Source organism: Pseudomonas imperatae, from assembly GCF_057128625.1.
This window is the reverse complement of the sequence record NZ_JBSKHP010000014.1, coordinates 51,357-65,691: the sequence shown is the minus strand read 5'-3', so window position 1 is coordinate 65,691 and position 14,335 is coordinate 51,357. Positions and strand designations below refer to the sequence as shown.

Annotated in this window: 14 protein-coding genes; 4 read left to right on the top strand and 10 right to left on the bottom strand. The window is 61.6% G+C overall.

The window, feature by feature from the left end:
• The 5 genes from mnmG to ACWKWX_RS18560 all read right to left on the bottom strand — a co-directional run bounded on the left by mnmG (position 1) and on the right by ACWKWX_RS18560 (position 4,841).
• The gene (mnmG, locus tag ACWKWX_RS18580; RefSeq protein ID WP_476296655.1) at positions 1-1,893 is read right to left on the bottom strand and encodes a tRNA uridine-5-carboxymethylaminomethyl(34) synthesis enzyme MnmG; all 1,893 of its coding nucleotides are present in this window, start codon (positions 1,891-1,893) and stop codon (positions 1-3) included.
• A gap of 484 nt (positions 1,894-2,377) precedes the next feature.
• A complete protein-coding gene (msrA, locus tag ACWKWX_RS18575) occupies positions 2,378-3,058 on the bottom strand; it encodes a peptide-methionine (S)-S-oxide reductase MsrA (protein ID WP_476296653.1) in 681 nt (226 codons plus the stop codon).
• Positions 3,059-3,120: 62 nt separating this feature from the next.
• Complete coding sequence (locus ACWKWX_RS18570) at positions 3,121-3,396, bottom strand: pentapeptide MXKDX repeat protein (RefSeq protein ID WP_416421650.1); 276 nt, start codon at positions 3,394-3,396, stop codon at positions 3,121-3,123.
• A 63-nt stretch (positions 3,397-3,459) separates the two neighbouring features.
• Positions 3,460-4,221, bottom strand: a complete 762-nt coding sequence (locus tag ACWKWX_RS18565) for a molybdopterin-dependent oxidoreductase (RefSeq protein WP_473004954.1) — start codon at positions 4,219-4,221, stop codon at positions 3,460-3,462.
• The gene (locus ACWKWX_RS18560; protein ID WP_483828527.1) at positions 4,218-4,841 is read right to left on the bottom strand and encodes a cytochrome b/b6 domain-containing protein; all 624 of its coding nucleotides are present in this window, start codon (positions 4,839-4,841) and stop codon (positions 4,218-4,220) included. Before ACWKWX_RS18560 ends, ACWKWX_RS18565 begins: the two co-directional genes overlap by 4 nt.
• Positions 4,842-4,987: 146 nt before the next feature.
• On the opposite strand from ACWKWX_RS18560, the gene ACWKWX_RS18555 reads away from it, so the two are divergent.
• Together ACWKWX_RS18555 and ACWKWX_RS18550 are read left to right on the top strand one after the other, a co-directional pair.
• Positions 4,988-5,716: a response regulator transcription factor gene (locus ACWKWX_RS18555; RefSeq protein ID WP_416421653.1), complete on the top strand. Its 729-nt coding sequence runs from the start codon at positions 4,988-4,990 to the stop codon at positions 5,714-5,716.
• Entirely contained in the window at positions 5,713-7,173 is a 1,461-nt protein-coding gene (locus ACWKWX_RS18550) for a sensor histidine kinase (RefSeq protein ID WP_483828526.1), read from the top strand. The genes ACWKWX_RS18555 and ACWKWX_RS18550 overlap by 4 nt, the downstream gene beginning before the upstream one ends.
• A 3-nt stretch (positions 7,174-7,176) precedes the next feature.
• Here the strand turns inward: ACWKWX_RS18550 and mnmE are convergent, their stop codons facing one another.
• From mnmE to rpmH, 5 genes are all read right to left on the bottom strand, one after another.
• Positions 7,177-8,547: a tRNA uridine-5-carboxymethylaminomethyl(34) synthesis GTPase MnmE gene (gene mnmE, locus ACWKWX_RS18545; protein WP_416421655.1), complete on the bottom strand. Its 1,371-nt coding sequence runs from the start codon at positions 8,545-8,547 to the stop codon at positions 7,177-7,179.
• 81 nt (positions 8,548-8,628) lie between these two features.
• Entirely contained in the window at positions 8,629-10,314 is a 1,686-nt protein-coding gene (gene yidC / locus ACWKWX_RS18540) for a membrane protein insertase YidC (RefSeq protein WP_416421656.1), read from the bottom strand.
• A 2-nt stretch (positions 10,315-10,316) separates the two neighbouring features.
• The gene (yidD, locus tag ACWKWX_RS18535; RefSeq protein ID WP_416421657.1) at positions 10,317-10,562 is read right to left on the bottom strand and encodes a membrane protein insertion efficiency factor YidD; all 246 of its coding nucleotides are present in this window, start codon (positions 10,560-10,562) and stop codon (positions 10,317-10,319) included.
• Entirely contained in the window at positions 10,555-10,956 is a 402-nt protein-coding gene (gene rnpA, locus ACWKWX_RS18530; protein ID WP_416421658.1) for a ribonuclease P protein component, read from the bottom strand. The genes yidD and rnpA overlap by 8 nt, the downstream gene beginning before the upstream one ends.
• Positions 10,957-10,972: 16 nt before the next feature.
• Positions 10,973-11,107 (bottom strand): 50S ribosomal protein L34, encoded by a 135-nt coding sequence (gene rpmH, locus ACWKWX_RS18525; RefSeq protein WP_003213577.1) that lies wholly within the window; start codon positions 11,105-11,107, stop codon positions 10,973-10,975.
• Between the two features lie 563 nt (positions 11,108-11,670).
• Here rpmH and dnaA point away from each other — a divergent pair.
• Both dnaA and dnaN read left to right on the top strand, forming a co-directional pair.
• Positions 11,671-13,185 carry a chromosomal replication initiator protein DnaA gene (dnaA, locus tag ACWKWX_RS18520; protein WP_416421659.1) on the top strand — a complete coding sequence of 505 codons (1,515 nt, stop codon included), beginning with the start codon at positions 11,671-11,673 and terminating at the stop codon, positions 13,183-13,185.
• A 40-nt stretch (positions 13,186-13,225) separates the two neighbouring features.
• The gene (gene dnaN / locus ACWKWX_RS18515; protein ID WP_027980937.1) at positions 13,226-14,329 is read left to right on the top strand and encodes a DNA polymerase III subunit beta; all 1,104 of its coding nucleotides are present in this window, start codon (positions 13,226-13,228) and stop codon (positions 14,327-14,329) included.
• Positions 14,330-14,335: the final 6 nt, after the last annotated feature.

Here is a 14,335-nt window from a genome sequence, read left to right as displayed (position 1 = left end):
TCAAGCGCTTTGCTCCAACTCACGGCCAGCGCCGCGTTTTTTCAAATGAATCATCAACAGGGAAATCGCCGCCGGGGTCACGCCCGGGATACGCGAAGCCTGGCCCAGGGTCTCAGGCCGAGTTATCCCCAGCTTGCCCTGGATCTCCTTGGACAGGCCGGAAATCGCAGCGTAGTCGATATCCACAGGCAGCTTGGTGTTTTCGCTGGCGCGCAGGCGGGCGATCTCGTCCTGTTGACGGTCGATGTAGCCGGCGTACTTGGCCTTGATCTCGACCTGTTCGGCCACGGTCGGATCAACGGCACCCTCGCCGGTCACCTCGATCAGGCCGTTGTAGTCGATTTCCGGGCGAGTCAGCAGGCTCATCAGGTTGTATTCGTGGCCCAGTGGCGTGCCGAATTTCTCGGCAATGGCATCACCGCGCTCGGTGCCCGGGCGTACCCAGGTGCTTTTCAGCCGCTGTTCTTCCAGCTCGATGGCTTCACGCTTGGCGCAGAAGGCTGCCCAGCGGGCGTCGTCGACCAGGCCCAGTTCGCGACCTTTCTCGGTCAGGCGCAGGTCGGCGTTGTCTTCGCGCAGGATCAGCCGGTATTCGGCGCGCGAGGTGAACATGCGGTACGGCTCCTGGGTGCCCAGGGTAATCAGGTCGTCGACCAGCACGCCGATGTACGCCTCGTCGCGGCGCGGGCACCAGGCGTCACGGCCCTGGGCACGCAGCGCGGCGTTGGTCCCGGCCAGCAGGCCTTGCGCACCGGCTTCTTCGTAACCCGTGGTGCCGTTGATCTGGCCCGCGAAGAACAGACCGCCGATGACCTTGGTCTCCAGGCTGTACTTCAGGTCGCGCGGGTCGAAGTAATCGTATTCGATGGCGTAGCCAGGGCGAACGATGTGGGCGTTTTCCATGCCGCGGATCGAACGCACGATCTGCAGTTGCACGTCGAAAGGCAGCGAGGTCGAGATGCCGTTCGGATACAGCTCATGGGTGGTCAGGCCTTCCGGCTCGATGAACACCTGATGGCTTTCCTTGTCGGCAAACCGATGGATCTTGTCTTCGATGGACGGGCAGTAACGCGGGCCGACGCCTTCGATCACGCCCGAATACATGGGCGAGCGGTCGAGGTTGGCGGCGATGATCTCGTGGGTACGGGCGTTGGTGTGGGTGATCCAGCAGCTGACCTGGCGTGGGTGCAGTTCCTTGGAGCCCATGAACGACATGACCGGAATCGGCGTGTCGCCAGGTTGCTCGGTCATTACCGAGAAATCTACCGAACGGCCATCGATGCGCGGCGGCGTACCGGTTTTCAGGCGGCCCACGCGCAGCGGGAATTCACGCAGCCGACGCGCCAGCGCGGTGGAGGGTGGATCCCCTGCGCGGCCGCCCGAGTAATTTTCCAGGCCAATGTGGATAAGTCCGGCCAGGAAGGTACCGGCGGTCAACACCACGGAGTCGGCAAAGAAACGCAGGCCCATCTGGGTGACCACGCCACGCACCTGGTCCTGCTCGACGATCAGGTCGTCGCACGACTGCTGGAATATCCACAGGTTGGGCTGGTTTTCCAGGATTTCGCGTACCGCTGCCTTGTACAGGATGCGGTCGGCCTGTGCCCGGGTGGCACGCACGGCCGGGCCCTTGCGGTTGTTCAACACGCGGAACTGAATGCCGCCCTTATCGGTGGCCAGCGCCATGGCGCCGCCGAGCGCATCGATCTCTTTGACCAGATGGCTCTTGCCGATGCCGCCAATCGCGGGGTTGCAGCTCATTTGCCCGAGGGTTTCCACGTTATGTGTCAACAGCAGGGTTTTTGCGCCCATGCGTGCTGACGCAAGCGCAGCCTCGGTTCCGGCATGGCCGCCGCCGATGACGATCACTTCAAAACGGGAAGGGAAATCCACCACGCACCTCGTGCCTGTTCATTGATGGGTAATTGGGATAGCTCACCAGTATAGGGACTTACCCCCCTCTATAGGAACCTTTTGCACAAAATTTAACCAGCTGGGGATGAGCGGCAGGATCGGGATCTAAAAATAAAAAAAGAGAAAGAAATTTATTAAAGCTTTGTTTTTATGTTTATTCTTATGCACCGCCCTATCTGTGGATAACGTTCTACAGCCCTTTAACGGCGTACTGTACAGAGAAATTGAACCCTGTGGTCATGTGGCCATGAGGCCCTTGGATAAGCGCTTTAAACCTGTGGATGAAAACACCACTTACCCACAGGGGGCGTTGTCACCAGCTTTGAGGCCTGCTTATCACCAGAGCTGAAGCGGGGTTTTCCACAGGGCTTATTTCGTGGTTGTTGATAGATTTGCGTGACCGCCAGGCACAAAAAAGCCGCCCGAAGGCGGCTGGTATTTCATCCACAGGTGGATAACCGGGCTAGCGGCTGACCAGCACCGGGTCCTCGCGGTAGCGATTGGCGAACAGCTTGGCCAGGTTGGCAATCTTTGGCTGGTCGTTGACCATGATGTAGAAGCTGCCGGGGTTCTGCACCAGGTAGTCCTGGTGGTAGGCCTCGGCCGGAAAGAAGCCATTGAGGTTTTCCACCGTGGTGGCCAGCGGTTTGCCAAAGGCGTGGGCCGCATCCAGCTGGGCGATGTAGGCCTGGGCCACCTGACGTTGCTCGGCATCGGCGACAAAGATGGTGGAACGGTACTGAGTGCCGCTGTCCGGGCCCTGGCGGTTGAGCTGGGTCGGGTCGTGGGCTACCGAGAAGTAGATCTGCAGCAGTTGCCCGTAGGTGATCTGCGTGGGGTCATAGGTCACCTTTACCGACTCGGCGTGGCCAGTCTCGCCCGAGCCTACCTCTTCATAGTGGGCGGTACGCGCCAGCCCCCCGGCATAGCCGGACACCGCCTGGCTCACCCCTTTCACATGTTCGAATACGCCCTGCACGCCCCAGAAGCAGCCGCCGGCGAATACCGCGGTCTCGCTGTGGACAGTTTTTGTGCTCTCATCGACCTTGGGTGGGTCGATGACCACGGCCGACTCGGCCGCCTGGGCACAGGCGGCTGTGGACAAGATGGCGGCGGCCAGCACGCTACGGAAAATCGCTTTCATCGCAGTCTCCAACGAAGGAGCGCCAGCCGGGGTGTGGATAACCGCGCCGGCGCCCCGTCAGCTCACTGATCCTTGCTCATGGAATCCTTGCTCATCCCATCCTTGGACATGCTGTCTTTCTTCATTGCATCCTTTTTCATGCTGTCCTTGGTCATGGCATCCTTCTTCATGGTGGTGTCTTTCTTCATGCTGTCCTTGCTCATGGCGTCCTTGGACATCGAGCCGCTGGACATGCTGTCGTTGCTCATGGAACCGCTGCTCATGGTGTCTGCCGCGTAGGCGCCAGCAGTGCCCAGTGCCAGGCACATGGTCAGTACGACTGTGGATATTTTTTTCATGGTAGTGCTCCTTGTCGCGTGGGTTGAAAGCACCGCGGATGCCGTGCTGTGGATAACGAGCCGTCAGCTGCCGCCGAACCAGTTGTAGCCCTGGTCCTCCCAGTAGCCGCCGGGGTAGGTGTTGGTGACAAAGATCGCCTGGATATGCTTGGGGTTCTTGTAGCCAAGCTTGGTGGGCATGCGCAGCTTCATCGGGAAGCCGTACTGGCGCGGCAGGGTCTGGCCGTCGTAGGTCAGCGCCAGCAGCGTCTGCGGGTGCAGGGCGGTGGCCATGTCGATGCTGGTGTAATAGTCGTCGGCGCATTTGAAGCCGACGAAGCGGGCGCTGGTGTCGGCGCCTACCCGTTGCAGGAAGTCGCTGAAGCGCACACCGCCCCAGCGGCCGATGGCGCTCCAGCCTTCCACGCAGATATGCCGGGTGATCTGGTCGACCTGGGCCATGGCGCGCAGCTCTTCAAGGCGCCAGCTGCGCTTGTCCGCCACAAGGCCGGTGACCTCCAGGCGGTAGCTCGCCGCTTCCACGCTGGGGGCTTCGTCCTCGCCGTAGAACGCGTTGAACGGGAATGGCCGGGTGATCATTGCCTCGTCGTACACCGGCGCCAGCGCCTTGGGGTCGAACAGCCAGCCTTGGACCCGGTCGTTGAAGCGCGACATACCCGCCAATGCACTTTCCACGTGCTTGTCGTCGCTGATATTGCAGCCGCTGAGCATGGCCACCCCGCCCAGGGTCAGGCTGCGCACCAGGAATTTGCGCCGGCTGAGGTCATGGATACGCGGCGCCAGCAGCTTGCGTGCTTCATCGAGGATGGATTTATCCACAGTCATGATGCCTTGCCCCCTTTGCCGGTAATCATCAGCAGCAGGGTGCGCGGCACCACGGCTACCATCACCAGGTGCACCGCCACGAAGGCCATCAGCAGGGCCATGGCGATGAAATGCACGCGGCGCGCAGCCTCGTAGCCGCCCAGCAACTCGCGCAGCAGGCCAAACTGCACGGACTTCCACAGCACCAGCCCGGACATTATCAACAGGGCGATATCGACAATCGCGAACAGATAGGCCAGCCGTTGCACCTGGTTGTAGTGGCTGAGGTCATCGTGGGCGAGCTTGCCGCGCAGCGCTGTGGATAAATCCTGGAGGACGCCACGGGGCGACAGCGGAAAAAAGCGCGTGAACAAACGACCGGTGGCGATGTTGAGCATCAGGTACAACACGCCATTGAGAAACAGCAGCCACATGCCCGCGAAGTGCCATTGCAGTGCCCCGCCCAGCCAACCACCCAGGGTCAGGGCAGCCGGGAAGCTGAAGTCGAAGAACGGCGAGGCGTTGAAGATGCGCCAGCCGCTGGTGACCATGACCAGCACCGCCAGTGCGTTCAACCAATGGGTCAGGCGCAGCCAGCCGGGGTGGCTGGAATAACGCTGCAGGGTTGCTGTGCGGGCCATGGCGGGCTCCAGGTAGCAAAGGTAATGGGGGCCATTGTTGGTGGCGCCCGGTCGCCAAGTCCTCACGCAGAGTTAAATTAAATGTGATAACTGCGGCGCGGTTTTTTCGCCACAATGAGCTATCAGCTGCCTGGGGATAACTGCATATGGAAAGGCCAAAACGCGTGCTCATCGTCGAGGACGACGCCCACATCGCCGATTTGCTGCGCCTGCACCTGCGCGACGAAGGCTACGTGGTGGAACACGCCGCCGACGGCAACCTGGGCGTGCGCATGCTCGAGGAAGGCCAGTGGGATGCCCTGGTGCTCGACCTGATGCTGCCGGGCATCGACGGCCTGGAGATCTGCAAGCGCGCCCGGGCCATGGCGCGCTACACGCCGATCATCATCACCAGCGCGCGGTCCAGCGAGATGCACCGCATCCTTGGCCTTGAGTTGGGCGCCGACGACTACCTGGCCAAGCCGTTCTCGATGCTCGAACTGGTGGCGCGGGTGCGTGCCCTGCTGCGCCGCACCGATGCCATGGCGCGCAACGCGCGGCTGGAATCGGGCCTGTTGATAACTCATGGCTTGAGCATCGACCCGGTAGCCCGGGAAATCAGCCTCGACGGCAAGGCCCTGGGCCTGACGCCACGGGAGTTCGACCTGCTGTATTTCTTCGCTCGCCACCCCGACCAGGTGTTTTCGCGCATGGACCTGCTCAACGAGGTGTGGGGTTATCAACATGATGGCTATGAACACACGGTGAATACCCACATCAACCGCCTGCGCACCAAGATCGAGGAAGACCCGGCAGCCCCGCGGCGCATCCTCACGGTATGGGGGCGCGGCTACAAGTTCGCTGCTACACCGGCGGCTGCGGAGGCCACCTCGTGAAGTTCCTGTCCCTCAGCCAGCGCCTGTCGCTGGTATTCGCTGCACTGCTGCTGGCGTGCAGTGGCGTGGCCATCTGGTTGCAGATTAGCGCCAGCACGCGGCATGAGCAGGAAGTGGTGCAGCGCCTGTCCAGCGGCCTGGCGGCGCACATCGCCGGCACCGCGCAGCTCATGGATGCCAGCGGCTGGCGCCCGGAGGCGGTGCATGAGCTGTTCGACAAGCTGATGGCGGTGAACCCCTCGGTCGAGCTGTACCTGCTATCCAGGGACGGCAGGATCGTCGGCAACGGCGCCCCGGACGATAACCTCAAGCGCAAAACCGTGGATCTTGGCCCTGTGCATAAGTTTCTGGAGGGGGCGGCCCTGCCCGTGCTGGGCCAGGACCCGCGCAACCTGGCTGTGGATAAAGTATTCAGCGCCGCGCCGGTGCAGGTGGGCGGCCGCGACGGTGGGTATGTGTACGTGGTGCTGCAGGGCGAAGCGCACGATGCCCTGGCTGCCGCACTCGCCCGGGACTCAACGTTGCGCGTGGCCCTGTGGACAATGTGTTTCATGGTATTGCTGAGCCTGATCATGGGCCTGGTGGCGTTCCGGCTCATCACGCGCCCGTTGAAAGCGCTGACGCAGACTGTGCGTGAGTTCGACGCCAACGGCCACAAGGCCGCGGCTCTCACCGCCCAGCCTGTGGATAAAGGTGATGAGATCGGCGTGCTCAGCGCAGCGTTTGCCCAGATGGGCCAGCGCATCGCCGAGCAATGGCAGGAATTGACCCGCCAGGATCAACAGCGCCGCGACCTGGTGGCCAACATTTCCCATGACCTGCGCACGCCCCTGACTTCGTTGCATGGGTATCTGGAAACATTGCGAATCAAAGATGAGAGCCTCAGCGCCGAGGAGCGCCGTCATTACCTGGACGTGGCTCTGGGGCAAAGCCGCAAGGTCGGGCGGCTGGCGCAGGAGTTGTTCGAGCTGGCGCGGCTGGAGTCAGGGCTGGTTCATCCACAGGCAGAGACCTTTGCCCTGCCCGACCTGGTGCAGGATGTGTTGCAGAAGTTCGAACTGGCGGCCGAGGCACGCCAGCAACGCCTGGAGGTAGACATGCCCCAGGCGTTGCCGGCAGTGAATGCCGACCTGGGGATGATCGAACGAGTGCTGACCAACCTGCTGGACAATGCCATCCGTCACAACCCGCCGGGCACACGGATCATCGTGCGCCTGTTGGGCCAGGCGGCGGAGGTCCAGGTGGCGATCATCGATACGGGCAAGGGCATCGCCCCTGAATTGCGTGCGGGGTTGTTCACCCGTGCCTCGGCCATGTCGCGCAGCTCGCCGGAAAGCGGCGGGCTGGGGCTGATTATCGTCAAGCGCATGCTGCAGCTGCATGGCAGTGATATCCAACTGGGCGCGGGCACGCCCAGTGGCACGGTGATGAGCTTTCAGTTATCCACAGCGCAGTGACGGTTACTTCCCGATACAAAAACTCGAGAAGATCCGGCCCAGCAGGTCGTCGGAGCTGAAGGCACCGGTGATCTCACCCAGGGAATGCTGGGCCTGGCGCAAATCCTCTGCCAGCAGTTCACCGGCGCCCGCCAGGGTCAGCTGGCTACGGCCGTGCTCCAGGGCCTGGCTGGCATGGCGCAGGGCGTCCAGGTGCCGGCGGCGGGCGCTGAAGCTGCTTTCGGCGGTCTGTTCATACCCCATGCACGCCTTCAGGTGCTCGCGCAGCAGGTCCAGGCCCTGGCCTTCATCCTTGGCGCTGAGGCTGATGGTCACGTGGCCGTCGGCGCTTTGCTGCATATCCACAGCCTCACCGGTGAGGTCAGCCTTGTTGCGGATCAGGGTGACCTTGGCCATGTCCGGGCGGGTTTCGAGAAATTCCGGCCAGAGGGCGAACGGGTCATTGGCTTCGGGGGCGCTGGCGTCCACCACCAGCAGCACGCGGTCAGCCTCGCCGATGGCCTTGAGCGCTCGTTCCACGCCAATCTTTTCCACCTGGTCATCGGTGTCACGTAGGCCTGCGGTGTCGACCACGTGCAACGGCATGCCGTCGATGTGGATATGTTCGCGCAGGATATCCCGGGTGGTGCCGGCGATGTCGGTGACGATGGCGGCTTCGCGGCCTGCCAGCAGGTTCAGCAGGCTGGACTTGCCAGCGTTCGGGCGGCCAGCGATGACCACCGTCATGCCGTCGCGCAGCAACGCGCCCTGCCCGGCTTCGCGCATCACTGTGGACAAGTTGTCGCGCACGTCGTCGAGCATGCTCAGCACATGGCCATCAGCGAGGAAGTCGATTTCCTCCTCCGGGAAATCGATGGCCGCCTCCACGTAGATACGCAGGGCGATGAGTTTCTCGGTGAGGTTGTCCACACGGCGGGAGAACGCACCCTGCAGGGAGCGCACGGCGTTGCGCGCGGCCTGGGCAGAGCTGGCCTCGATCAGGTCGGCGATGGCTTCGGCCTGGGCCAGGTCGAGCTTGTCGTTGAGGAACGCGCGCTCACTGAACTCCCCCGGCCGCGCCAGGCGGCAACCCAGCTCCAGGCAGCGCTGCAACAGCATGTCCAGCACCACCGGACCGCCGTGGCCCTGCAGTTCCAACACGTCTTCGCCGGTGAACGAGTTGGGGCCCGGGAAATACAGCGCCAGGCCTTCATCGATCACCTCGCCGTCAGCGGTGCGCATGGGCCCGTAGTGGGCATGGCGCGGGGTCAGCTGGCGGCCGGCGATGGCTTGCGCCGCGGCGCTGGCCAGTGGCCCGGAAATGCGCACGATACCCACGCCGCCGCGGCCCTGGGCGGTGGCGATGGCGGCAATGGTTTCACGGGGAGTGTTCATGGGGCAGGCCTCAATAAATCGACAGATAGCAAAACGCCCCACGAATGGGGCGTTTATCCACAGGTTAGATGATCAACCTGTTCAGGCGGCAGCTTTCTTGCTTTTCGCCTCGATACCACGAGTGATGTACCACTGTTGCAGGATCGACAGGGTGTTGTTGGTCACCCAGTACATCACCAGACCTGCAGGGAACCACAGGAAGAAGAAGGTGAAGACGATCGGCATCAGCTTCATCACCTTGGCCTGCATCGGATCCGGCGGCGTCGGGTTCAGGCGCTGCTGGATGAACATGGTCGCGCCCATGATGATCGGCAGGATGAAGAACGGGTCCTTGATCGACAGGTCGGTGATCCACAGCAGCCAAGGCGCCTGGCGCATCTCGACGCTTTCCAGCAGTACCCAGTACAGCGACAGGAAGACCGGCATCTGCACCACGATCGGCAGGCAGCCACCCAGCGGGTTGATCTTCTCTTTCTTGTACAGCTCCATCATGGCCTGGGACAGTTTCTGACGGTCATCGCCGAACTGTTCCTTCAGCTGGGCCAGGCGCGGGGCCACGGCACGCATGCGCGCCATCGACTTGTAGCTGGCAGCCGACAGGGGGAAGAACAGCAGCTTGATCATCAGGGTCAGGACGATGATCGAGAAGCCCCAGTTGCCCAGCAGCATGTGGATATGTTTCAGCAGCCAGAAGATCGGCTGGGCAATGAACCACAGGATGCCGTAGTCGACGGTCAGTTCCAGGCCAGGCGCCAGCTCTTTCAGCTTGTCCTGGATCTTCGGACCTGCGTACAGCACGGCGCTGGTTTCCACCTTGGCGCCAGGTGCGGCGGTCAGGGTCGGGCCAGTGAAGCCGATGATGTAGTTGCCAGCGCTGTCCTTGCGGGTCGACATGGCGTTGTTGTCCGAATGGTTCGGAATCCACGCCGTGACGAAGTAGTGCTGCAGCCAGGCTACCCAACCACCCTGAACGGTTTCCTTCAGGTTGCCCTTGTCGATATCTTTCATCGATATCTTCTTGTAGGGCTCGGCCGGAGTACCCAGGGCGGCGCCCAGGTAGGTCGCGGTGCCGGTGGCGGTGCTCGACGATGGGTCGGCGCTGTTGTCACGCTTGAGTTGTGCGAACAGGTTGCCCGACCACGGCGTGGTGCCCTGGTTGTCGATCAGGTAGCTGACCTTCAGGTCGTACTCGCCGCGGTCCAGGGTGAAGCGCTTGATGTAGTTGACGCCATTGGACGAGAACTTCAGGTCCACGACCAGCTCGTTCTGGCCGTCAGCCAGTTGGTAGCTCTTCTGTTCGGTGCTGTACAGCGGGCGACCGGTGGAACGCGAGTCTGGGCCGTCGGTGCCGACCAGGCCGCTCTGGGCCAGGTAGGTGCGCTCGCCGCCGTTGTCGAACAGCTGGAACGGCACGTCAGGATGGTCCTGGCGGCGCGGGTATTCCGGCAAGGTCAACTGGGCGATGTCGCCCCCGTTTGGATCGATAGCCAGATCCAGGACATCGGTCTTGATGCGGATCAGGTTCTTGCTGCCGGCATCCGGGGCCAGGGTTGGCGCGGGCGCGTTGGCAGAAGGGGCGCTGGGTACGTCGGCACTCGCTTGAGCATTGTTAGCCAACGGGGCTTCGGGCAAATCCGATGCGCCAGTGCTGGTAGCAACATTCTGAGTCGGCAAGGCAGCCTGACCATAGTCCTGGTTCCATTTCAGGACCATGGAGTAGGACACGACTGCCAGGGCGGCGATCAGGATCGTGCGTTTAATATCCATGATTACTCGGCTATCGAAGAATTACGGGGAGATGGGGCTGGCGGAACCGGGTCAAGACCACCGGCGTGCCAGGGGTGGCAACGACCCAGACGACGTAGGGTCAGCCAGCTGCCGCGTAGGAGTCCATGGATTTCGATGGCTTCCAGCGCGTAGCAGGAACAACTGGGGTAGAAACGACAGTGATTGCCCATCAAAGGGCTGATGGCATAGCGGTAAAACTGGATCGGAACGATGGCCAGTTTACGCATCTTGACTGTCTACCCCTTCAGTTTCGGTCTTCACTGCTGGGGCGGGCCGACTGCGGGCTAGTCGCTTCCAGAGCTTGCCAAAATGCTGGTGCAGTTCCGGGTTTTCGACGTCACCCAAACCTTTCCGCGCGACGATGACGATATCCCAGCCAACCAGGAGGTCCTGGTGCAGGCGGAACGAGTCGCGCATCAAGCGTTTGAGTCGGTTGCGCTGAACGGAGAGCTTGACGCTCTTTTTCCCGATCACTAACCCCAGACGAGGGTGATCGAGCTCGTTTTCGCGCGCAAGGAGCAGCAGGTTTTTCCCTGGAACCTTGCCGGTTGGGGAGTCAAAGACCGCTTTGAAGTGTCGGGCTGTCAGAAGACGCTTTTCCCGACTGTAGTCCTGACTCACCCCCAGTGCCGAGTGATCAAACTGCCAGACGCGCACGGCCTTTGGCACGGCGACGCGACAGAACGGCACGGCCGTTTTTGGTGGCCATGCGAGCACGGAAGCCGTGGGTGCGGGCGCGTTTGATGGTGCTGGGTTGGAAAGTACGTTTCATGGCGTGTTACCTGGTTCGTCCACAACGGGCCGGAATGGTCCCCGTTTTAAGAGACCGGCGATTCTAGTGAAAGCAAGGCCTCAGGTCAATTTCCAACCAGCTTTTCCTTTACATAGGCATGACCGTCGGTCTGACTGGCAAAACCCGCGGTAAACATAAAAATAAGAAGGAGCGTATTTAAAGCTTTTTTGAAGAGCTTATAGAACTTAAGCACGCACCTTTCTGTGGATAACACCCTGCACGCCTTTGTTTACGTAGCATACAGGGAATGGTAACCCTGTCGAGAAGCGGTGCTGCGGCTGTGCTGTGACCTCGGAAAAGCTGTGCATGAAAGGCGTACTTATACACAGGCGAGTTATGCACAGTTTTCGACCCCCACTTGTGCAGAAAGCTCAGTGGTGGTTATCCACAGAGTTTATTCACAGCCCGGCAAAACTATTTTTCTTCGTGCACGTGCTGATTTGCCTCTATGTACACCCCACCTACATGTGGATAAGTGTGCTCGGCGCCGGTACAATGGGGATCGTTTTTTGCCTCTCCGGCTTTCAACTCAGGGGATATCCGTGTCAGTGGAACTTTGGCAGCAGTGCGTGGAGCTTCTGCGCGATGAACTGCCTGCCCAGCAATTCAACACCTGGATCCGTCCGCTACAGGTCGAAGCCGAAGGCGACGAGTTGCGTGTGTATGCGCCCAATCGCTTTGTGCTGGACTGGGTCAATGAAAAGTACCTGGGACGCCTGCTTGAACTCCTGGGCGAGCACGGCAGCGGAATCGCGCCGGCGCTCTCCTTATTAATAGGCAGCCGTCGCAGCTCGGCGCCTCGTGCCGCCCCCAACGCACCGTTGGCCGCCGCCGTGGCCGCCTCGCAGGCGGCGCAGCAGCAACCCGCGCCCGTCGCCGCTCCGGTTCAGGAACCTGCAGTTGCGCCCGCCGCCGTGGCCAGCGTCAGCGAAGAGCCTTCGCGTGACAGCTTCGACTCGATGGCCGGCGCCGCTTCGCAGCAGGCACCCGTGCGCGCGGAACAGCGCAACGTCCAGGTAGAAGGTGCGCTCAAGCACACCAGCTACCTGAACCGCACGTTCACGTTCGAGAACTTCGTCGAAGGTAAGTCCAACCAGCTGGCCCGTGCGGCCGCCTGGCAGGTTGCCGACAACCCCAAGCATGGCTACAACCCGCTCTTCCTTTATGGGGGCGTAGGTTTGGGTAAGACTCACTTGATGCACGCCGTGGGTAACCACCTGCTCAAGAAGAACCCCAATGCCAAGGTCGTGTACCTGCACTCCGAGCGTTTCGTCGCCGACATGGTCAAGGCCCTGCAGCTGAACGCGATCAACGAGTTCAAGCGCTTCTACCGTTCGGTGGACGCGCTGCTCATCGACGACATTCAGTTCTTTGCCCGCAAGGAGCGTTCCCAGGAAGAGTTCTTCCACACCTTCAACGCCCTTCTTGAAGGCGGCCAGCAGGTGATCCTCACCAGCGACCGCTACCCCAAGGAAATCGAAGGCCTGGAAGAGCGTCTCAAGTCCCGCTTCGGCTGGGGCCTGACGGTGGCCGTCGAGCCGCCGGAACTGGAAACCCGTGTCGCCATTCTGATGAAGAAGGCAGACCAGGCCAAAGTCGAGCTGCCGCACGACGCGGCGTTCTTCATTGCCCAGCGTATCCGTTCCAACGTGCGTGAGCTGGAAGGAGCGCTCAAGCGCGTCATCGCCCACTCGCACTTCATGGGGCGTGACATCACCATCGAGCTGATTCGTGAATCGCTCAAGGACTTGCTGGCGCTGCAGGACAAGCTGGTGAGTGTGGATAACATCCAGCGCACCGTGGCCGAGTACTACAAGATCAAGATTTCTGATCTGCTGTCCAAGCGCCGCTCGCGTTCGGTGGCCCGCCCGCGTCAGGTAGCCATGGCCCTGTCCAAGGAACTGACCAACCACAGCCTGCCGGAAATCGGCGATGTGTTTGGCGGCCGCGACCACACCACCGTGTTGCACGCCTGCCGCAAGATCAACGAACTCAAGGAATCCGACGCGGATATCCGCGAGGACTACAAGAACCTGCTGCGGACGCTGACTACTTGATGAACGTCAGCGCAGCTTATTAAAGGCAAGGGACTAGACCATGCATTTCACCATTCAACGCGAAGCCCTGTTGAAACCCCTGCAACTGGTCGCGGGCGTCGTCGAGCGCCGCCAGACCTTGCCGGTATTGTCCAACGTACTGCTGGTGGTCGAAGGCCAGCAGCTGTCGCTCACCGGTACCGACCTTGAAGTCGAACTGGTTGGCCGCGTGCAACTGGAAGAGCCTGCCGAGCAGGGCGAAATCACCGTGCCTGCGCGCAAGCTGATGGACATCTGCAAGAGCTTGCCCAACGACGCGCTCATCGACATCAAGGTCGACGAGCAGAAGCTGGTGGTCAAGGCCGGTCGCAGCCGTTTCACCCTGTCGACCCTGCCGGCCAACGACTTCCCGACTGTTGAAGAAGGTCCGGGCTCGCTGACCTGCAGCCTGGAACAAAGCCGCCTGCGCCGCCTGATCGAGCGCACCAGCTTCGCCATGGCCCAGCAGGACGTGCGCTACTACCTCAACGGCATGCTGCTGGAAGTGTCCAATGGCCTGATGCGCGCCGTGGCCACCGACGGCCACCGCCTGGCCATGTGCTCGATGAAAGCCGACATCACCCATGACGGCCGCCACCAGGTCATCGTGCCGCGCAAGGGTATCCTTGAGCTGGCGCGCCTGCTGACCGAGCCGGATGGCACCGTCAGCATCGTCCTGGGCCAGCACCACATCCGTGCTACCACCGGCGAGTTCACCTTCACCTCCAAGCTGGTCGATGGCAAGTTCCCCGACTACGAGCGCGTGCTGCCAAAAGGCGGTGACAAGCTGGTGCTGGGCGACCGTCAGGCCCTGCGTGAAGCGTTCAGCCGTACCGCGATCCTGTCCAACGAGAAGTACCGTGGCATCCGTCTGCAACTGGCCGCCGGCCAGCTGAAGATCCAGGCCAACAACCCTGAGCAGGAAGAAGCGGAAGAAGAAGTGGGCGTGGACTACAACGGTGGTTCGCTGGAAATCGGCTTCAACGTCAGCTACCTGCTGGACGTGCTGGGCGTGATGACCACTGAGCAAGTGCGTCTGATCCTGTCCGACTCCAACAGCAGTGCGCTGGTACAGGAATCGGACAACGATGACTCCGCGTACGTCGTCATGCCGATGCGCCTGTAACTTGCC

What these genes read in the sequence shown, in the direction of transcription:
- msrA (WP_476296653.1), bottom strand. Translation starts at nt 3,058, where the DNA reads ATGAAAGCGATTTTCCGTAGCGTGCTGGCCGCCGCCATCTTGTCCACA.
- ACWKWX_RS18570 (WP_416421650.1), bottom strand. Translation starts at nt 3,396, where the DNA reads ATGAAAAAAATATCCACAGTCGTACTGACCATGTGCCTGGCACTGGGC.
- ACWKWX_RS18565 (WP_473004954.1), bottom strand. Translation starts at nt 4,221, where the DNA reads ATGACTGTGGATAAATCCATCCTCGATGAAGCACGCAAGCTGCTGGCG.
- ACWKWX_RS18560 (WP_483828527.1), bottom strand. Translation starts at nt 4,841, where the DNA reads ATGGCCCGCACAGCAACCCTGCAGCGTTATTCCAGCCACCCCGGCTGG.
- ACWKWX_RS18555 (WP_416421653.1), top strand. Translation starts at nt 4,988, where the DNA reads ATGGAAAGGCCAAAACGCGTGCTCATCGTCGAGGACGACGCCCACATC.
- mnmE (WP_416421655.1), bottom strand. Translation starts at nt 8,547, where the DNA reads ATGAACACTCCCCGTGAAACCATTGCCGCCATCGCCACCGCCCAGGGC.
- yidC (WP_416421656.1), bottom strand. Translation starts at nt 10,314, where the DNA reads ATGGATATTAAACGCACGATCCTGATCGCCGCCCTGGCAGTCGTGTCC.
- yidD (WP_416421657.1), bottom strand. Translation starts at nt 10,562, where the DNA reads ATGCGTAAACTGGCCATCGTTCCGATCCAGTTTTACCGCTATGCCATC.
- rpmH (WP_003213577.1), bottom strand. Translation starts at nt 11,107, where the DNA reads ATGAAACGTACTTTCCAACCCAGCACCATCAAACGCGCCCGCACCCAC.
- dnaN (WP_027980937.1), top strand. Translation starts at nt 13,226, where the DNA reads ATGCATTTCACCATTCAACGCGAAGCCCTGTTGAAACCCCTGCAACTG.